Source organism: Pseudomonas sp. DWP2-2 (assembly GCF_049897065.1).
Lineage (GTDB): Bacteria > Pseudomonadota > Gammaproteobacteria > Pseudomonadales > Pseudomonadaceae > Aquipseudomonas > Aquipseudomonas paracarnis.
On record NZ_JAFCVN010000005.1, the window covers coordinates 305894 to 324826 of the forward strand.

The following is an 18933-nucleotide window of genomic DNA, read 5'->3' on the forward strand; positions in this document are numbered from 1 at the left end:
TTTTTGACGAAGATCGGCCGATTACAGCCCGGACATCTTCTTGATCGCACCCTTGAGGTCGTCATCCGAACAATCAGCGCAGGTGCCTTTGGGCGGCATGGCGTTGATACCGGTGATGGCCTTGGCCAGGATGCCATCGAGGCCACCTTGATGGTCGGCGCGTTCTTTCCATGCGGCGGTGTCGCCAATTTTTGGCGCACCCAAAAGGCCGCTGCCGTGGCACGCATTACAGTGCTTGGCGATGATCTCATCGGGGGTTTTCGCGCCGCCGCCGCCGGCTGCCACGGCAACTTCCATGCCCTTGCATTCCTGGCCCTGGACGCAAACCTGGCCCACAGGCTCCAGGCGCTTGGCAATGTCATCATTGGTCGCAGCTTGAGCGCTGACAGCCCATAGGGCCAGTACGGTTGCTGGTGCAGCCAGCATTTTCATAATTAGGTTCACGCGTTCACCCTCAATGGTGGCTATTCACGCCTGCGGCCACGGTTTCGCAGGCGGCGAAAGTATAACGGTTAGCCCGCCTGGCCGAAACAACCCTATTAAATAAAGGGAGATTCGGCCTCACGGTGTACAGCTGCGGGAACCTCTGCAACGCTGGCAGGGCGCCTCTATTCTTAAAAGTTCGCGGGTGTGGCTGCGCTGATTAGTCGCGCCGGCACGTCGAACGGATTGCGAAAACGATGAGGCCTGGTGCTTTCAAAGTAGTAGCTATCGCCCGCTTCGAGCACAAAAGTTTCAAGACCGACCACCAATTCCAGGCGCCCTTCCACCAGAATTCCGGTTTCTTCGCCTTCATGGGTGAGCATTTCTTCGCCCGTGTCGGCACCCGGAGGGTAGATTTCATTGAGAAATGCGATGGCCCGGCTTGGGCGCGCCCGGCCCACCAGTTTCATGGTGACGGCACCGTCAGAGATGTCGATCAGCTCATTGGCTTTATAGACGATCTGCGTCGGTATTTCCTGGAGCACTTCTTCGGAGAAGAACTCGACCATGGACATGGGGATACCGCCCAACACCTTGCGCAGGGAGCTGATCGAGGGGCTGACGCTGTTTTTCTCGATCATCGAAATGGTGCTGTTGGTGACGCCCGCACGCTTGGCGAGCTCACGCTGGGAAAGACCTTTGAGTTTACGGATGGATTGCAGTCGTTCGCCGACGTCCAATGCAGGAGCCTCCTAGGATTCAGGCTTTGTTGTAATTGAGCGTTATCATGGCGACAGCGTTCAGTATTTACAACACTTGGGCCTAAATCCCGGTGTGCTCGGTTCGTTGCCGGCGGCTAAGCGCCGCTATAGAGCCTTGGCACTCGGCGCAGATTGCAGAAAATCTGATAGGGGATGGTCTCGGCGGCCACGGCAACATCACTGGCGAGGATGTGCTTGCCCCACAACTCTACGGTGGAACCAAGGCCCGCCTGGGGCAAGTCGGTGAGGTCGACACACAGCATGTCCATGGACACGCGCCCCAGCAGCCGGCTGCGCTGGCCAGCGACCAGCACCGGGGTACCGGTCGGCGCATGACGTGGGTAACCGTCGGCATAACCCATGGCAACCACGCCGATGCGCATCGGCTTGGGCGTGACGAACCTGGCGCCGTAGCCCACCGGCTCACCGGCCGGCAACTCGCGCACGCAGATGACTTTGGACTCCAGGGTCATCACAGGCTGCAAGCGCGCGGCGAGGGCCTGGTCTTCGCCAAAGGGCGTTGCGCCGTAAAGCATGATACCGGGGCGCACCCAGTCGCTGGACACGCTTGGCCAGCCCAATACAGACGGTGAGTTGCGCAGGCTGACCTCAGCCGCCAGCCCCTGGCGCGCCGCCTCAAACACCGTTACTTGTTCGTTGCTGCTGACGCAATCGAGCTCATCGGCGCGGGCAAAATGGCTCATCAGCACGATTTTCGCCACTTTGCCACTCGCCAGCAGGCGCTGATACGCCTCCTGGTAATCCTTGGGGTGCAGGCCCACACGGTGCATGCCCGAGTCCAGCTTCAGCCACACTGTCAGCGGCTTGCTCAAACGAGCTTGCTCGATGGCGTCCAACTGCCAAAGCGAATGCACCACGCACCACAAATCCTGCTCGATGATCAGCGGCAACTCGTCGGCTTCGAAAAAACCTTCCAGCAGCAACACCGGCGCACGAATGCCGGCGGCGCGCAGTTCCAGCGCTTCCTCGATGCACGCCACCGCGAACCCGTCGGCTTGCGCCTCCAGTGCCTGGGCCACGGGCACCGCGCCATGGCCGTAGGCATCGGCCTTGATCACGGCGAGGGCCTTGGCCCCGGTGACTTCTCGGGCCAATTGGTAGTTATGGCGCAGGGCTTGGAGATCAATCAGGGCACGGGCTGGACGCATGGCGGCAGGCTTCTAGGCAGCAAAGTCAATAAAAAACCGGTGCCGACCAACAACGCCGGCACCGGGAGAGGGATCATTGTTAAGGCAGCGCAGCCACGACAGACAGCTCTACCAGAATCTCGGGTTCGCACAGCTTGGCTTGCACAGTGGCGCGGGCCGGGGCGACGCCTTTGGGCAGCCATTTGTCCCATACCGCGTTCATCAAAGCGAAGTCGGCGTCGATGTCCTTCAGGTAGATCGTTACCGACAGCAACCTGGATTTGTCGGTACCGGCAAGGTCCAGCAAGCGCTCGATATTGACCAGGGTTTCACGGGTCTGCTGCTCAATCCCGGCGCTCATGTCGTCGCCAACTTGCCCTGCCAGGTACACGGTACCGCTGTGGACAACGATCTGGCTCATGCGCTCATTGGTGAGCTGGCGCTGGATTGACATGTTGTGCGGACTCCTGGTGGTTGCCATAACGGGAAATATCGAGGCCTGCGGCGCTGATCTGCGGCGTTTTCTTCGCCATCAGGTCGGCCAGCAAGCGACCCGAACCACAGGCCATGGTCCAACCGAGGGTACCGTGGCCTGTATTCAGGAACAGGTTCTTGAACGGCGTGGCACCCACAATCGGTGTACCGTCCGGGGTGGTCGGGCGCAGGCCGGTCCAGAAACTGGCCTGGGCCAGATCGCCGCCCTGAGGATAAAGGTCGTTGACGATCATCTCCAGGGTTTCACGTCGCCGCGGGTTCAGCGACAGGTCAAAACCGGCTATTTCAGCCATGCCACCGACGCGAATACGGTTGTCGAAACGGGTGATCGCGACTTTGTAGGTTTCATCAAGAATGGTCGAGGTCGGCGCCATTGCCGGGTTAGTGATCGGCACAGTCAGCGAATAACCCTTGAGCGGGTACACCGGCGCCTTGATCCCCAATGGCTTGAGCAACTTGGGCGAGTAACTGCCGAGAGCCAGTACATAGCGGTCGGCAGTTTCCAGCTTGCCGTCGATCAGCACACCGTTGATGCGGTCGCCTGCGTAGTCCAGGCGCTGGATGTCTTGTTCGAAGCGGAATTCCACGCCCAATTGTTTGCACATTTCGACCAGGCGCGTGGTGAACATCTGGCAATCGCCCGTCTGGTCGTTGGGCAGGCGCAAGGCACCCGCGAGGATATCGGTGACGCTGGCCAGGGCCGGTTCAACCCGGGCAATGCCGGCTCGGTCGAGCAATTCGAATGGCACGCCGGACTCTTTCAGCACGGCGATGTCCTTGGCGGCGCCATCGAGCTGGGCCTGGGTGCGGAACAGTTGGGTAGTCCCGAGGCTGCGCCCTTCGTAGGCAATGCCGGTCTCGGCGCGCAATTCGTCAAGGCAGTCGCGGCTGTACTCGGACAGGCGCACCATGCGTTCCTTGTTCACCGCGTAGCGGCTAGCCGTGCAGTTGCGCAGCATCTGCGCCATCCACAGGTATTGGTCGATATCGGCGGTGGCCTTGATCGCCAGCGGCGCGTGGCGCTGAAGCAGCCATTTGATGGCCTTGAGCGGCACACCCGGCGCGGCCCATGGCGACGCGTAGCCAGGGGACACCTGACCGGCATTAGCGAAACTGGTTTCCATGGCAGCGGCAGGCTGACGATCAACCACCACAACGTCGAAGCCGGCCCGCGCCAAATAGTAGGCACTGGTCACCCCAATGACGCCGCTACCCAAGACCAGAACGCGCATTTTTATATCCTCATCGCGGGCTCAGCCGCTGACGTGTGTTATTCGAGCAATGATGGGCGCAGTGTAAAAAACAATCGGCAGTGCATTTCACTATATAAATGCCTATATTTGGCGACAATTCTTGGCAAAAACCCTTTTGACAGAGGCGTATCCCCTATGCGTACCAACACCCAGACCAAGCGGGAGCTGGACAAGATCGACCGCAATATCCTGCGCATCCTGCAAACCGACGGGCGCATCTCGTTCACGGAGCTGGGGGAAAAGGTCGGGCTGTCCACCACGCCCTGCACCGAGCGCGTGCGGCGCCTGGAGCGCGAAGGGATCATCATGGGCTACAACGCACGGCTCAACCCCCAGCATTTGAAGGGAAGTTTGCTGGTATTTGTCGAGATCAGCCTGGATTACAAGTCGGGTGACACCTTTGAAGAATTTCGCCGAGCCGTGCTGAAACTGCCTCACGTGCTGGAGTGCCATCTGGTGTCGGGTGATTTCGACTACCTAGTGAAAGCGCGGATCTCGGAGATGGCTTCGTACCGCAAATTGCTGGGCGATATCCTGCTCAAACTCCCCCATGTGCGGGAATCCAAGAGCTATATCGTGATGGAAGAGGTGAAAGAGAGCCTGAACCTGCCGATCCCTGACTGACCCACTGACACAACACGGCCAAATGTGGGAGCTGGCTTGCCTGCTCCCTTGGTTTTAACCGAGTACATCCGCTAGACCAACACCTGCCGGGTACTCGCCATGTACTCATGAATCTGCTTCTCCACCTGCGGATGAATCAGCTCCACTGGCCGGCGGCCATTAGGGCACGGCAAGGTCTTGGTAGTGCCGAACAGGCGACAGATCAGCGGCCGCTCGTCATACACCGTGCAACCCTTGGGCCCAAGGTGCACGCAGTTCAGCTCGTCCATCGCCGCCTCTTGCTCGGCAGCGGTCTTGCGCGGCAGGCGCGACATTTCCTCGGGCGAGGTGGTCACCGGCCCACAGCAGTCGTGGCAACCGGGGACGCACTCGAACGAAGGAATCTGGCGACGCAGCGCGCTGATTTTCTGACTGTTGCAACTCATCGAAACCCATACCGAACGGCGAATAGACGTGGATTCTGACGCAAAAAGCCCCGCGCAGACAGCGTCGTGCGACCACTGTATCCTGCGTCAAATTTTCCAGACAGGGAGGTTCCCCATGACCGCCAGCGCCCGGCACACCGCTTCCTACTACGCCGCCAGCAGCGTCCCGCAACCGGATTACCCGACGCTGACCGGTGAGGTGAACGCCGATGTCTGTGTGATCGGCGGGGGTTTCTCTGGGCTCAACACCGCCCTGGAATTGGCCGAGCGCGGCTTTCGCGTGGTGTTGCTGGAGGCGCGCAAAATCGGTTGGGGCGCCAGCGGGCGCAATGGCGGCCAGTTGATTCGCGGTGTCGGCCACGGGCTGGATCAGTTCACCCAGGTGATCGGCAGCGACGGCGTGCGCCAGATGAAGCTGATGGGCCTGGAAGCCGTGGAGATCGTGCGCGAGCGTGTGGAGCGCTTCCAGATCCCCTGTGACCTGACCTGGGGCTACTGCGACCTGGCCAACAAACCCCGCGACCTGCAGGGCCTGGCCGAGGATGCCGAAGAGCTGCGCAGCCTGGGTTACCGCCACGAAGTGCGCCTGTTGCAAGCCAGCGAGATGGGCACCGTAATCGGCTCTGATCGCTATGTAGGCGGCATGATCGATATGGGGTCCGGCCATCTGCACCCGCTGAACCTGGCACTGGGTGAGGCTGCCGTTGCCCAGCAGTTGGGCGTGGCGCTGTACGAGCAATCCCAAGTGACCCGTATCGACTATGGCCCTGAGGTCAAGGTGCACACCGCCCAAGGCACTGTGCGCGCCAAGACCCTGGTACTGGCCTGCAACGCCTACCTGAACGGGCTCAACCCGCAACTGAGCGGCAAGGTGTTGCCCGCCGGCAGCTACATCATTGCCACCGAGCCCTTGAGCGAGGCGCAAGCCACCAGTCTGTTACCGCAGAACATGGCCGTGTGTGACCAGCGTGTGACGGTGGATTACTTCCGCCTGTCCGCCGACCGTCGCCTGTTGTTCGGCGGCGCCTGCCACTACTCCGGTCGAGACCCCAAGGACATCGGCGCCTACATGCGGCCGAAGATGCTGCAGGTATTCCCCCAATTGGCAGACGTGAAAATCGACTACCAATGGGGCGGCATGATCGGCATCGGCGCCAACCGCCTGCCGCAGATTGGCCGCCTGGCCGATCAACCCAACGTGTATTACGCCCAGGCCTATGCCGGCCATGGCCTCAACGCCACGCACCTGGCGGGCAAGCTGCTGGCCGAGGCCATCAGCGGCCAGCAACAGGGGCGCTTCGATCTGTTCGCCCAAGTGCCACACATCACCTTCCCCGGCGGCAAACACCTGCGTTCGCCGTTGCTGGCCCTGGGGATGCTCTGGCACCGCCTCAAAGAACTGCTCTGATCAATCGCGCCAGAAGGGTTTCAAACCCTCACGGCGCGCCTGATCGGCGGTCAGCCCGATGTCGCGTAACTGCTCGCGGCTCAGGTCCAGCAGGGCCTTGCGCGTATGGCGACGGCGCCAGAACAGATTCCAGCGGCCAGGCGCCGAGGCAGTGATCACCTGCTCCTGCGCCACGTCCAGTTCCTGACTGCGTAACGCCAGCCGTACATCGCTCATGCCGCTCATTTGACTGCCCCTCATTGGCCTGTTGCCTTGAGTGATCAGCATGCGTGGGGGGCCAGAACCATTACAGATTCAGCCAACTCTTATTAAATACATACAGATGCTGCCTTTGCGTGGCTGAATCCTGTATTTTTCCCCTATCTGTACTGGTCCCTCGGGAGCGACCACCATGACCCTTTACGTCAACCTCGCCGAATTGCTCGGCACCCGTATTGAACAGGGCTTCTATCGTCCGGGCGATCGACTGCCCTCGGTGCGGGCCTTGAGTGTGGAACATGGGGTGAGCCTGAGCACCGTGCAGCAGGCGTATCGGTTGCTCGAAGACAACGGCCTGGCGATGCCCAAGCCCAAGTCGGGCTATTTTGTTCCGGTGGGCCGTGAACTGCCGGCACTGCCCGAGATAGGCCGCCCGGCCCAACGACCAGTGGAAATCTCCCAATGGGACCTGGTGCTGGAACTGATTCGTGCGGTGCCGCGCAAAGACGTCATACAGATGGGCCGAGGCATGCCGGATGTATTGTCGCCTACCTTGAAGCCGTTGCTGCGTAGCCTCGCCCGTGTCAGCCGGCGCCAAGACCTGCCGGGGCTGTATTACGACAATATCCTCGGCTGTATGGAACTGCGTGAGCAAATCGCCCGGCTGTCATTGGACTCCGGCTGCCAACTGAGCGCCGAAGACATCGTGATCACCACCGGCTGCCACGAAGCCCTCTCCGCCAGCATTCACGCCATTTGTGAGCCCGGCGATATCGTCGCGGTGGATTCGCCCAGCTTCCACGGTGCCATGCAGACCCTCAAGGGCCTGGGCATGAAAGCCCTGGAAATCCCCACCGACCCGCTCACCGGCATCAGCCTGGAGGCCCTGGAGCTGGCGCTGGAACAGTGGCCGATCAAAGTCATCCAGCTCACCCCAAACTGCAACAACCCCTTGGGCTACATCATGCCGGAAGCGCGCAAACGCGCCTTGCTGACCCTGGCCCAGCGCTTTGACGTGGCGATTATCGAAGACGATGTGTATGGCGAGTTGGCCTACAGCTACCCACGCCCGCGCACCATCAAATCCTTCGACGAAGACGGCCGTGTGCTGCTGTGCAGCTCGTTCTCCAAAACTCTGGCGCCCGGCCTGCGCATTGGTTGGGTCGCACCGGGACGCTATCTGGAGCGGGTGCTGCACATGAAATACATCAGCACCGGCTCTACGGCCACGCAGCCGCAGATTGCCATTGCCGAATTCCTCAAAGGCGGTCATTTCGAGCCTCATTTACGTAGGATGCGTACCCAATACCAGCGTAATCGCGACTTGATGCTCGATTGGGTCAGCCGTTATTTCCCCGCTGGCACGCGCGCCAGCCGGCCCCAAGGCAGCTTCATGCTATGGATTGAGCTGCCGGAGGGCTTCGACACCTTGAAGCTCAACCGCGTGCTGGTGGAACAAGGTGTACAGGTGGCGGTAGGCAGCATCTTCTCCGCCTCCGGCAAGTACCGTAACTGCTTGCGCATGAACTACGCTGCCAAGCCAACGACGCAGATTGAAGAGGCCGTGCGCAAGGTAGGTGCCGCTGCACGCAAGATGCTGCAAGAGACGGCGGACTGACCTTTCCCGAGCAAATGCCGTCATATGCCACAACCGCCCTGACCTGGAAGCAGTTTCCTTGATGATTCGACGGCTTTTACCGTTTTGCCTGCTGGCCGCCCTGGCCCTGGGCGGCTGCGCCACGGTCGACACCCCGCGCATCCCCAGCGATGCCCTGCCGGCGAAGGACTCCTCGTTCGGTCGCTCGATCCAGGCCCAGGCCGCCCCCTACCAAGGACGCTCGGGCTTCCGCTTGCTGCCCAACAGCAGTGAAGCCTTCATGGCACGTGCCGAGTTGATCCGCAACGCCCAGACCAGCCTCGACTTGCAGTACTACATCGTGCACGACGGCATCAGTACACGCATGCTTGTGGACGAACTGCTCAAGGCCGCCGACCGCGGGGTGCGCGTGCGGATTTTGCTGGACGACACCACCAGCGATGGCCTCGACCAGATCATCGCCACCCTCGCCGCCCATCCCAAGGTGCATATACGCCTGTTCAACCCGCTGCATCTGGGCCGTAGCACCGGCGTCACGCGCGCCATGGGCCGTGTATTCAACCTGTCACTGCAACACCGGCGCATGCATAACAAGCTGTGGCTGGCCGATAACAGCGTGGCCATCGTTGGCGGGCGCAATCTGGGCGACGAGTATTTCGACGCCGAACCGAACCTGAATTTCACCGACATCGACATGCTCAGCATCGGGCCGGTGGCCGAGCAATTGGGTCACAGCTTCGACCAGTACTGGAACAGCGCCTTGAGCAAGCCTATCGATGACTTCGTCTCGAACAAACCCTCCAAGGTCGACCTCGCCGTCGCCCGCGGGCGCCTTGAAGCCTCCCTGACTCAGTCCCGTCAGCAGAACCACGCACTGTATAACCGCCTGCGCACTTACCAGACCCAGCCCCGCATGGACCTCTGGCGCCGCGAGTTAATCTGGGCCTGGAACCAGGCGCTGTGGGACGCACCGAGCAAGGTACTGGCCAAGGCCGACCCCGACCCCCGACTGCTGCTGACCACTCAGCTGGCGCCAGAGCTGGCGGGTGTCAGCCATGAGCTGATCATGATTTCGGCTTACTTCGTACCGGGCCAACCTGGGCTGGTCTACCTCACAGGGCGTGCCGATGCGGGTGTTTCGGTGCGCTTGCTGACCAACGCACTCGAAGCCACCGACGTACCGGCCGTGCACGGCGGTTATGCGCCGTATCGCAAGGCGCTGCTGGAGCACGGGGTAAAGCTCTATGAGCTGCGCCGGCAACCGGGCGACCCCAGCGCAAGCAGCGGCCCGCACCTGTTTCGGCATGGCAGCTTGCGCGGCTCGGACTCCAGCCTGCACAGCAAGGCGATGATCTTCGACCGAGAAAAGTCGTTTATCGGCTCGTTCAATTTCGACCCGCGCTCAGTGTTGTGGAATACCGAAGTTGGCGTACTGGTGGACAGCCCAGAGCTGGCCGAACACGTGCGCAACCTAGCGCTGGAAGGTATGGCGCCGGCGTTGAGCTATGAGGCCAAACTGCAGGACGGCCAGGTGGTGTGGGTGACAGAAGACAACGGCCAGATGCACACCCTGACCCGCGAACCGGGCAGTTGGTGGCGACGGTTCAATGCCTGGTTCGCCACACGCGTTGGCCTGGAACGCATGCTCTAAAAAACACTGCACATCACCTGTGGGAGCCGGGCTTGCCCGCGATAGCGGTGTGCCAGGTAACACATAAGCGACGGGCAACCCGTTATCGCAGGCAAGCCAGCTCCCACAATTGATTGCATTTCAAGGTCAGGCCGGCTGCGCGGCGCCGAAAGCCCCCTGGCGCAGCAAAAGCACCACCAACCCCAGCGCCCCGGCCGCCATCAGCAGCGGCAGCGCATGCCCGCTGATCCACTGGCTGCCCGCTCCTGCCACCAGCGGCCCGATCAGGCAGCCAATGCCCCACAGCTGCGCCACGTGAGCGTTGGCACGCACCAACGCATCGTCGCGGTAGCGCTCGCCAATCAAAATCAGCGACAAGGTGAACAACCCACCGGCACTGGCACCGAACAGCACCCACACCGGCCAGATCAGCAACGTGTGCATCAATAACGGCACCGCCAGGCTCGACGCCAGCAACAGCAGTGCACAGGCCAGAAAAAGAGTACGTCGCGGCAGGTAGTCGGCCAGCGCGCCAATGGGCAATTGCAGCAACGCATCGCCCACCACCACCGTGCTGACCATCGCCAAGGCGATCTCGGCAGTAAAACCCTGTTGCAGGCAGTACACCGGCAACAGCGTCAGGATCATCGCTTCAAACGCAGCAAACAACGCCACGGCCCAGGCAATCGCCGGCAGGCCCAGGCAAAAGCGCCACAGGTCGCCAAAGGTCACGCTGAACGAATCCGCCGTCGGCGCGCCGGTACGTCCCAGCAACAGCAGCGGCGCCAGCACCAAAAGGCCCGCGCCGACCCAGAAGCCGTAGTCATGGTCGGTGCCAATCAGGCCCAACAGCAACGGCCCCGACAACTGACTCAAGGCATAGCTACAGCCGTAGAGCGCCACCAGCCGGCCACGCCACTGCTCGACCACCAATTGGTTGATCCAGCTTTCACCCAGGATAAATACGATGGTCAGAATCACCCCGATCATCAGCCTGAGCACCAACCACACCGGGTAGCTGGGCAGGATCGCCAGCAAGCCGATGGACACCGCACCGGCCCACAGGCACAGGCGCATCAGGTTGGCAGTGCCGAGCCAGGACGCCATACGGCTGGAGACCTTGGCCCCCAGTAGCACGCCGAATGCCGGCATCGCCGCCATCACGCCAATAGCGAAACTGCCATAACCCCAGCCTTCAAGACGCAGGGATACCAACGGCATGCTGACACCCAGAGCCAGGCCAACGCTGAGTACCGACGCCAGCACGGCGAAATATGTCGCCCAACGCATTGCCACGCTCCTGTGAATAATTCTGCTTCGCAAAACGACTGTAGGAGCGAGCTTGCTCGCGAAAAACGTTAACGATGACGCGTTCATGCTGGATAAACGCGGCGCCTTCAGGTTCTTCGCGAGCAAGCTCGCTCCTACAGGGGGATCAGCAGTGTTGCTTAGAGCTTGATCCAGGTCGCCTTCAGCTCGGTGTACTTGTCGAATGCATGCAGCGACTTGTCGCGGCCATTACCCGACTGCTTGAAACCACCGAACGGTGCAGTCATGTCGCCGCCATCGTACTGGTTAACCCACACGCTGCCGGCGCGCAGAGCCTTGGCCGTCAAGTGTGCCTTGGAGATGTCCGCCGTCCACACCGCCGCAGCCAGGCCGTATTGGGTGTCGTTGGCGATGGCGATGGCTTCTTCGGCGCTGTCGAAAGTGATCACCGACAGGACCGGGCCAAAGATCTCTTCCTGGGCGATCTTCATGGCATTGGTCACGCCGTCGAAAATCGTCGGCTCGACGTAGGTGCCGCCGGACTCTTCCAGGGTGCGCTTGCCACCCGCGACCAGCTTGGCGCCGTCGGCGTGGCCGGCTTCAATGTACGAAAGCACGGTGTTCATCTGCTGCGTATCCACCAATGCACCCACAGTGGTGGCTGGGTCCAGTGGATTGCCGGGTTTCCAGCCCTTGAGGGCCTCGATCACCAGCGGCAGGAAGGTGTCTTTGATCGAACGCTCGACCAGCAGGCGCGAGCCGGCAGTGCAGACTTCGCCCTGGTTGAAGGCAATGGCGCTGGCGGCGGATTCGGCCGCCGCTTGCAGGTTCGGCGCGTCGGCAAACACGATGTTCGGGCTCTTGCCGCCAGCCTCCAGCCAGACACGCTTCATGTTCGATTCGCCGGAGCGGATCAACAGTTGCTTGGCGATCTTGGTCGAGCCCGTGAACACCAGGGTATCGACGTCCATATGCACCGCCAGCGCATTACCTACCGTGTGGCCATAGCCAGGCAGCACGTTGAACACGCCTTTTGGAATACCAGCCTCAACGGCCAACGCGGCGATGCGGATGGCGGTGAGCGGGGATTTTTCGGACGGCTTCAGGATGACAGAGTTGCCGGTAGACAGCGCCGGGCCGAGTTTCCAGCAGGCCATCATCAACGGGAAGTTCCACGGCACGATGGCGCCAACGACGCCGACGGGCTCGCGGGTCACCAGGCCCAGTTGATCGTGGGGCGTGGCGGCGACTTCATCGTAGATCTTGTCGATCGCCTCGCCGCTCCAGCTCAGGGCTTGCGCCGCGCCGGGGACGTCGATGTTCAGGGAATCGCTGATGGGTTTGCCCATGTCCAGGGTTTCGAGCAGCGCCAGCTCTTCGGCGTTAGCCTTGAGCAGCGCGGCGAAACGGATCATGACGGACTTGCGCTTGGCTGGTGCCAGGCGCGACCACACGCCGGAATTGAAAGTGGCACGCGCATTTTCCACGGCGCGCTGGGCATCGCTGGCATCACAGCTGGCGACAGTGGCCAGCAAGCGCCCATCCACCGGGCTGATGCATTCGAAGGTGTCACCGGAAACGGCGGCGGTGTATTCGCCATTGATATAGGCGCGGCCTTCGATTTTCAGAGCCTTGGCGCGTTGTTCCCAGTCGGCACGGGTCAGGGTGGTCATGCGAGTGTCCTCCTCTTATTGAATACAAGGGCCTGGGAGGTTTATCCCGGCGCCATCACGAATGCTTGCCCGGCCAGCCTGCTGTTCGGCTCAAGGCAGCTGCCACCCTAAACCAGCGGCTGGGGATGTTTCAATATATTTGACATAACGGCGGCAAACGCCCTTGCGATGTTCATTTTAATAAACATAGACTTTGGGCTCTCCAACTGCAGGCCAGACGGGAAATGCACATGAGCATCCAGGACATCGTCGATTTCAGCCAAGCCAACACCGCCCCCGAACGCTACCGCCCTGCCGCCGAGAAAATCCTCAAGGGCGACCCCGAACAGACACTCTACAACCACTACAACAGCCCATGCGGCCAGATGAACGCGGGCGTCTGGGAAGGTGAAGTGGGCCAGTGGAAGGTCAATTACACCGAGCATGAGTACTGCGAGATCGTGCAAGGCGTGTCGGTGTTGCGCGATGCCGAGGGGAATGCCAAGACACTGCGGGCCGGCGACCGCTTTGTGATCCCTGCCGGTTTCAGTGGTACCTGGGAAGTGCTGGAAGCGTGCCGCAAGATCTACGTGGTGTTTGAAGAGAAAGCCTGATCATTGATTGATCGACAACGGGACGCTGAGCGTCCGAGACGGCATTCCCACGCAGAGCGTGGGAACGATCAGCAGAGCGTGGGAACGATCAGGCAAAAAAAAGCCCGCATCGTGAGATACGGGCTTTTTTTCACAAGGAAGAAAATCAATTACTTGATTTTGCCTTCTTTGTAGATCACGTGCTTGCGAACGCGCGGGTCGAACATTTTCTTTTCGAGCTTGTCCGGGGTAGTACGCTTGTTCTTGTCGGTAGTGTAGAAGTGACCAGTACCGGCGCTAGAGATCATTCGAATCAATTCACGCATGATAGAGCTCCTTAGATCTTGCCAGCGGCGCGGATTTCGGCCAGCACGACAGTGATGCCACGCTTGTCGATAATACGCATGCCTTTAGCAGATACACGCAGGCGAACAAAACGTTTCTCTTCTTCAACCCAGAAGCGGTGATGCTGCAGGTTCGGCAGGAAACGACGACGGGTTTTGTTATTTGCGTGGGAAATGTTATTCCCAGTCACCGGACCCTTACCGGTAACTTGACAGACTCTCGACATGCCTCAGCCCTCTAAAACCACATGCCCAACCCGGCATGGGTTGGCCGCTTAATCTCTCAGTCATTTGGCGCCAGGCGCCGCGTTTCTTTAGGGTCTTACCGGCTACACCTACAGTGAAGGAACCGGGCCCCTAGAAAAGAGCGCTGCTTTATACCAGAAAGACCCCAGTGCAACAACAACCTGTGTACTTTTAGCAGCGTAAATCTTGGCCACAAGTGCCTGAACCGCTGCCAGGAGGGGCCGCTGTAACAGCCGACCGCTCGTCGCACAGAATGATTTACAACGTCTGCGGTCACAGGGAAGTGCACGGCGAAACACGCTGAGGCGCCATCAAAACAGCATTTTGGCCAAAAGCACAGGCAAAAATGGGCTAGTCATTTATCAATCAGACCTCTACGGTAGGCTTTTTCCAGACTGCACTCGCAGATGGGCCTTCGATCTGCACAGGAAACCGAATATGCGCCTCGCTGCCCTACCGCTATTGCTTGCCCCTCTCTTTATTGCGCCGATGGCCGTTGCGGCCACCAACTTGAGCGTATGCACCGAGGCCAGCCCCGAAGGGTTCGATGTGGTGCAGTACAACTCACTGACCACCACCAACGCCTCGGCCGACGTGCTGATGAACCGTTTGGTGGAATTCGACGCGGCCAGTGGCAAGTTGGTACCGAGCCTTGCAGATAGCTGGGAAGTGTCGCCCGATGGGCTGACGTACACCTTCAAACTGCACCCCGATGTGAAATTCCATCGCACCAGCTATTTCAGCCCAAGCCGCACCCTGACGGCCGAAGATGTACGCTTCAGCTTCGAGCGCATGCTCGACCCGGCCAACCCGTGGCACAAGATCGCCCAGAGCGGCTTTCCTCACGCCCAGTCCCTGCAATTGCCGGCACTGGTCAAGAAAATCGACGCCCTTGACCCACTGACCGTACGCTTCACCCTCGACCATGCCGATTCCACCTTCCTCCCAGCACTGAGCATGGGCTTTGCGTCGATCTATCCGGCTGAATATGCCGATAAATTGCTCAAGGCCGGCACACCCGAGAAGCTCAACAGCCAGCCAATCGGCACCGGCCCGTTTGTGTTCGTGCGTTTCCAGAAAGATGCCGTGGTGCGTTACAAGGCCAACCCGGACTACTTCGCCGGCAAACCGGCGGTGGACAACCTGATTTTCGCCATCACCCCGGACGCCAACGTACGCCTGCAGAAGCTGCACCGCGATGAATGCCAGATCGCCCTGTCACCCAAGCCCCTGGATGTGGGCGAGGCCGAAAAAGACGCGGCGCTGAAGGTGGAAAAAACCGCCGCCTTCATGACCGCGTTCGTCGCCATCAACAGCCAGCACCCACCGCTGGACAAGCCCGAAGTGCGCCAGGCGATCAACCTGGCCTTTGATAAGGGCAGCTACCTCAAGGCCGTGTTCGAAGGCACCGCCGAAGCAGCCAACGGTGTCTACCCGCCGAACACTTGGAGCTATGCCAAGGAGTTGCCAGGCTACCCGCAGGACCTCGCCAAAGCCAAGGCGCTGCTGGGCCGCGCCGGGCTCAAGGACGGCTTCAAGACCACAATATGGACCCGCCCTACGGGCAGCCTGCTGAACCCCAACCCGAACCTCGGCGCCCAACTGTTGCAGGCCGACCTGGCCAAGGTTGGCATCCAGGCCGAGATTCGCGTGATCGAATGGGGCGAGTTGATCCGCCGCGCCAAGGCCGGCGAGCACGACTTGCTGTTCATGGGCTGGGCCGGCGACAACGGCGACCCGGATAACTTCCTGACGCCGCAGTTCTCATGCGCAGCGGTGAAGTCCGGCACCAACTTTGCCCGCTATTGCGACCCCACCCTGGATAAGTTGATCAGCGCGGGCAAAACCACCAGTGAGCAAGGTGTGCGCAGCAAGCTGTATCAGCAGGCCCAGGCGCAGATCCAGCAACAGGCGCTGTGGCTGCCACTGGCGCATCCGACGGCGTTTGCCTTGACCCGCAAGAACATCCAGGGGTACTTGGTAAGCCCGTTCGGGCGCCAGGACTATTCGAAAGTCAGCCTCAAGCCCTAAGGCACAACCCCCCACCTGTAGGAGCGAGCTTGCTCGCGAAAATCGTCAACGATGACGCGGAAAAACCTGACACCCCACGGGGGCCCTCTGGTTTTTCGCGAGCAAGCTCGCTCCTACAGAGGCAGGGCCGTTACAGCCAACCGTATTCAGCCATCGACAGCGGGTCACCATCGCCCACGATGATGTGGTCCAGCACCCGCACATCCACCACGTCCAGCGCCTTTTGCAGCAGCTTGGTCAATTTTCGATCAGCCGCGCTGGGCTCCGTGCTTCCCGACGGATGGTTATGACACAGGATCAATGCCGCCGAGTTGTACGCCAAGGCGCGCTTGACCACCTGTCGCGGGTAGACAATCGCAGCGTCGATCGTGCCTTGGGACATGACCTCGAACCCTAGCACCCGATGCTTGGAGTCCAGGAACAGGCAGCCGAAGATCTCATGGGGCTCATGGCGCAGCAGTGCCTTGAGGTACTCGCGCACGGCCAGCGGGCTTTCCAGCACAGAGTCAGCCCGCAAGCGCTCGGCCAGGTGGCGCCGGGACATCTCAAGCACCGCCTGCAACTGGGCAAACTTCGCCGGCCCCAGCCCCAGATGCTGGCTGAACAACGTCTGGCTGGCCTCCAGTAACGGGCGCAGGCCACCGAATTGGGCCAACAGATGGCGCGCCAGATCCACCGCACTTCGGCCGGCCACCCCCGTACGCAGGAAGATCGCCAACAGCTCGGCATCGGACAGGCTCGCCGCGCCGCCTTCCAATAACTTCTCCCGTGGACGCTCTGCCACGGGCCAATCACGAATACTCATCCCACCTCCCTGTATCTGCTCCGCTGTTGCCCGGCGGGCGCTGTGTTATCGTAGGGCCCTCTTTTTTGCCTGCGATTTCACCTGGGGAGGGGTCATCGCAGGTGTCATTGAACTGGCATCACTGAACTGGAAAGGCAAACCAATGCAGCGTCTGTATCGGAAACGCATCGTTCTCGGCGTCGGCGGCGGCATTGCCGCCTACAAGAGCGCAGAGTTGGTTCGCAGGCTCCTGGACCAGGGCGCCGAAGTGCGCGTGGTCATGACCCGTGGTGGCAGTGAGTTCATCACCCCGCTGACCATGCAAGCGTTGTCCGGCCACCCGGTTCACCTCGACCTGCTGGACCCGGCCGCAGAAGCCGCCATGGGCCATATCGAACTGGCCAAATGGGCCGACCTGGTGCTGATAGCCCCGGCCACTGCCGACCTGATCGCCCGCCTGGCCCAGGGCATTGCCGATGACCTGCTCACCACCCTGGTATTGGCCACCGACGCCACCGTCGCTATCGCACCGGCCATGAACCAGGCCATGTGGCGCGATCCGGCCACCCAGACCAATACCCAACTCCTGCAAACCCGCGGCCTCAAGGTGTTCGGCCCGGCTTCCGGCAGCCAGGCCTGCGGCGACGTCGGCCTGGGCCGCATGCTCGAAGCCACCGACCTGGCGCAGTGCGCCGCCGAGTGCTTCCAGCATCTGGCCCTGACCGGCAAGCACGTGCTGATCACCGCCGGCCCGACCCAGGAAAACATCGACCCGGTGCGCTACATCACCAACCATAGCTCAGGAAAAATGGGCTTCGCGTTGGCAGAAGCTGCGGTCGAGGCAGGCGCACGGGTCACACTGATAACCGGCCCGGTACATTTGCCGACCCCTGATCGCGTTACGCGTATCGACGTAGTCAGCGCCCGGGACATGTTGGCGGCCTGCGAAGCCGCCATTCCCTGCGACCTGTTTATCGCCTCGGCAGCGGTTGCGGATTACCGACCCGAGGTCGTGGCCCCGCAGAAGCTCAAGAAAGACCCTACGAGCGGCGACGGCCTGCTCCTGCAAATGGTGCGTAACCCGGACATCCTGGCCACCATCGCTACCCGTGCGGACCGTCCGTTCAGCGTCGGCTTCGCAGCCGAGACCGAGCACCTGCTGGACTACGCCGCACGCAAACTGAAAGACAAAAACCTCGACCTGATCGTTGCCAATGATGTCGCCAACCCGAGCATCGGCTTCAACAGCGAGGAAAATGCGTGCAGCGTGATCGACCGTGAACTGCACGCCACCCTTTTCGCCCAGACCAGCAAGGGCAAGATTGCCCGCCAACTGATCTCTTTTATCGCCCAACGGCTGAACCAGGTTTAATGTCCATGCACGCTTTGCAAGCCAAGATTCTCGACCCACGCCTCGGCAGCGAATTCCCTCTGCCGGCCTACGCCACGCCGGGCTCCGCCGGCCTGGACCTACGCGCCATGCTCAAGCAAGACACCGTCCTTGAGCCGGGCCAGACCATCCTGATTCCCACTGGCTTGTCGATCTATGTCGGCGATCCTGGCCTGGCGGCGCTGATCCTGCCGCGCTCCGGCTTGGGCCATAAACATGGCATCGTGCTAGGCAACCTGGTCGGCCTGATCGATTCCGACTACCAGGGCGAGTTGATGGTGTCGTGCTGGAACCGTGGCCAGACTGCTTTCAACATCGCCGTCGGCGAGCGCATTGCCCAGTTGGTATTGGTGCCGGTGGTGCAGGCGCATTTCGAATTGGTACAGGAATTCGACGAAACCCAACGTGGTGCAGGCGGTTTTGGGCATTCCGGCAGTCACTGACTAAGCTGAACGTGGCCGGGCGCAATCGTCCGGCCACGCACCGCCGCCCGGCTTTTCAGGATGAAGAATGCGCGGAAATAATCATCGAGATTTCTTTAATGAAATCAAGGGACTACGTAAAAATAATGCTAGCGCCGAAGCGCCGATGGCATTTTTACACCACGAACTCTCTGCCGAAAACGCCGTCATACCCTTCAGTTTGAGCCTGCCGGCCAGCCA

At 60.9% G+C, this 18933-nt stretch carries 20 protein-coding genes; 8 read left to right on the forward strand and 12 right to left on the reverse strand.

Going from position 1 to position 18933, the window contains the following annotated elements; translation table 11 throughout:
• Positions 1 to 21 precede the first annotated feature (21 nt).
• The 5 genes from ACP7CZ_RS14130 to dadA form a co-directional block, all read right to left on the reverse strand.
• Entirely contained in the window at positions 22 to 432 is a 411-nt protein-coding gene (locus ACP7CZ_RS14130) for a c-type cytochrome (RefSeq protein ID WP_034129081.1), read from the reverse strand.
• A gap of 182 nt (positions 433 to 614) precedes the next feature.
• Positions 615 to 1163, reverse strand: a complete 549-nt coding sequence (locus tag ACP7CZ_RS14135) for a cupin domain-containing protein (RefSeq protein WP_014720470.1) — start codon at positions 1161 to 1163, stop codon at positions 615 to 617.
• Positions 1164 to 1279: 116 nt separating this feature from the next.
• Positions 1280 to 2353 (reverse strand): alanine racemase, encoded by a 1074-nt coding sequence (gene alr, locus ACP7CZ_RS14140; protein ID WP_034129082.1) that lies wholly within the window; start codon positions 2351 to 2353, stop codon positions 1280 to 1282.
• A gap of 79 nt (positions 2354 to 2432) precedes the next feature.
• Positions 2433 to 2786: a RidA family protein gene (locus tag ACP7CZ_RS14145; RefSeq protein ID WP_003195456.1), complete on the reverse strand. Its 354-nt coding sequence runs from the start codon at positions 2784 to 2786 to the stop codon at positions 2433 to 2435.
• Complete coding sequence (dadA, locus tag ACP7CZ_RS14150) at positions 2758 to 4059, reverse strand: D-amino acid dehydrogenase (protein ID WP_054896021.1); 1302 nt, start codon at positions 4057 to 4059, stop codon at positions 2758 to 2760. The genes ACP7CZ_RS14145 and dadA overlap by 29 nt, the downstream gene beginning before the upstream one ends.
• A gap of 156 nt (positions 4060 to 4215) precedes the next feature.
• Between dadA and ACP7CZ_RS14155 the strand changes: the two genes are divergently transcribed.
• Positions 4216 to 4704 (forward strand): Lrp/AsnC ligand binding domain-containing protein, encoded by a 489-nt coding sequence (locus ACP7CZ_RS14155; protein WP_003176896.1) that lies wholly within the window; start codon positions 4216 to 4218, stop codon positions 4702 to 4704.
• A 71-nt stretch (positions 4705 to 4775) separates the two neighbouring features.
• Here the strand turns inward: ACP7CZ_RS14155 and ACP7CZ_RS14160 are convergent, their stop codons facing one another.
• Positions 4776 to 5129 (reverse strand): YkgJ family cysteine cluster protein, encoded by a 354-nt coding sequence (locus ACP7CZ_RS14160; protein WP_060763902.1) that lies wholly within the window; start codon positions 5127 to 5129, stop codon positions 4776 to 4778.
• A 115-nt stretch (positions 5130 to 5244) separates the two neighbouring features.
• On the opposite strand from ACP7CZ_RS14160, the gene ACP7CZ_RS14165 reads away from it, so the two are divergent.
• On the forward strand, positions 5245 to 6537 hold the full coding sequence (locus tag ACP7CZ_RS14165) for an NAD(P)/FAD-dependent oxidoreductase (RefSeq protein WP_103452384.1): 1293 nt from the start codon (positions 5245 to 5247) through the stop codon (positions 6535 to 6537).
• Here ACP7CZ_RS14165 and ACP7CZ_RS14170 read toward each other — a convergent pair whose 3' ends face one another.
• On the reverse strand, positions 6538 to 6762 hold the full coding sequence (locus ACP7CZ_RS14170; RefSeq protein ID WP_054896024.1) for a DUF1127 domain-containing protein: 225 nt from the start codon (positions 6760 to 6762) through the stop codon (positions 6538 to 6540).
• 166 nt (positions 6763 to 6928) lie between these two features.
• Here ACP7CZ_RS14170 and ACP7CZ_RS14175 point away from each other — a divergent pair, with 166 nt between their 5' ends.
• Together ACP7CZ_RS14175 and ACP7CZ_RS14180 are read left to right on the forward strand one after the other, a co-directional pair.
• On the forward strand, positions 6929 to 8353 hold the full coding sequence (locus tag ACP7CZ_RS14175) for a PLP-dependent aminotransferase family protein (RefSeq protein WP_054896025.1): 1425 nt from the start codon (positions 6929 to 6931) through the stop codon (positions 8351 to 8353).
• 61 nt (positions 8354 to 8414) lie between these two features.
• Complete coding sequence (locus ACP7CZ_RS14180; protein WP_294192257.1) at positions 8415 to 9983, forward strand: phospholipase D family protein; 1569 nt, start codon at positions 8415 to 8417, stop codon at positions 9981 to 9983.
• A 126-nt stretch (positions 9984 to 10109) separates the two neighbouring features.
• Here ACP7CZ_RS14180 and ACP7CZ_RS14185 read toward each other — a convergent pair whose 3' ends face one another.
• Positions 10110 to 11252, reverse strand: a complete 1143-nt coding sequence (locus tag ACP7CZ_RS14185; protein ID WP_202692634.1) for an MFS transporter — start codon at positions 11250 to 11252, stop codon at positions 10110 to 10112.
• A gap of 158 nt (positions 11253 to 11410) precedes the next feature.
• Positions 11411 to 12904 (reverse strand): aldehyde dehydrogenase, encoded by a 1494-nt coding sequence (locus ACP7CZ_RS14190; RefSeq protein ID WP_003195472.1) that lies wholly within the window; start codon positions 12902 to 12904, stop codon positions 11411 to 11413.
• Between the two features lie 230 nt (positions 12905 to 13134).
• Between ACP7CZ_RS14190 and ACP7CZ_RS14195 the strand changes: the two genes are divergently transcribed.
• On the forward strand, positions 13135 to 13497 hold the full coding sequence (locus tag ACP7CZ_RS14195) for a cupin domain-containing protein (protein WP_014720478.1): 363 nt from the start codon (positions 13135 to 13137) through the stop codon (positions 13495 to 13497).
• A gap of 149 nt (positions 13498 to 13646) precedes the next feature.
• On the opposite strand, the gene rpmG is transcribed toward ACP7CZ_RS14195, so the two are convergent.
• Together rpmG and rpmB are read right to left on the reverse strand one after the other, a co-directional pair.
• Positions 13647 to 13802 (reverse strand): 50S ribosomal protein L33, encoded by a 156-nt coding sequence (gene rpmG, locus ACP7CZ_RS14200; protein ID WP_003176906.1) that lies wholly within the window; start codon positions 13800 to 13802, stop codon positions 13647 to 13649.
• 11 nt (positions 13803 to 13813) lie between these two features.
• Positions 13814 to 14047: a 50S ribosomal protein L28 gene (gene rpmB / locus ACP7CZ_RS14205; RefSeq protein ID WP_003176907.1), complete on the reverse strand. Its 234-nt coding sequence runs from the start codon at positions 14045 to 14047 to the stop codon at positions 13814 to 13816.
• Between the two features lie 457 nt (positions 14048 to 14504).
• Here rpmB and ACP7CZ_RS14210 point away from each other — a divergent pair, with 457 nt between their 5' ends.
• The gene (locus ACP7CZ_RS14210; RefSeq protein WP_294192154.1) at positions 14505 to 16097 is read left to right on the forward strand and encodes an ABC transporter substrate-binding protein; all 1593 of its coding nucleotides are present in this window, start codon (positions 14505 to 14507) and stop codon (positions 16095 to 16097) included.
• Between the two features lie 130 nt (positions 16098 to 16227).
• On the opposite strand, the gene radC is transcribed toward ACP7CZ_RS14210, so the two are convergent.
• On the reverse strand, positions 16228 to 16902 hold the full coding sequence (radC, locus tag ACP7CZ_RS14215; RefSeq protein ID WP_072445639.1) for a RadC family protein: 675 nt from the start codon (positions 16900 to 16902) through the stop codon (positions 16228 to 16230).
• Positions 16903 to 17044: 142 nt separating this feature from the next.
• On the opposite strand from radC, the gene coaBC reads away from it, so the two are divergent.
• Positions 17045 to 18253, forward strand: a complete 1209-nt coding sequence (gene coaBC / locus ACP7CZ_RS14220; protein ID WP_181124484.1) for a bifunctional phosphopantothenoylcysteine decarboxylase/phosphopantothenate--cysteine ligase CoaBC — start codon at positions 17045 to 17047, stop codon at positions 18251 to 18253.
• Positions 18254 to 18258: 5 nt separating this feature from the next.
• Positions 18259 to 18714, forward strand: coding sequence for a dUTP diphosphatase (gene dut / locus ACP7CZ_RS14225; protein ID WP_034129254.1), 456 nt, complete (start codon positions 18259 to 18261; stop codon positions 18712 to 18714).
• Positions 18715 to 18933 lie beyond the last annotated feature (219 nt).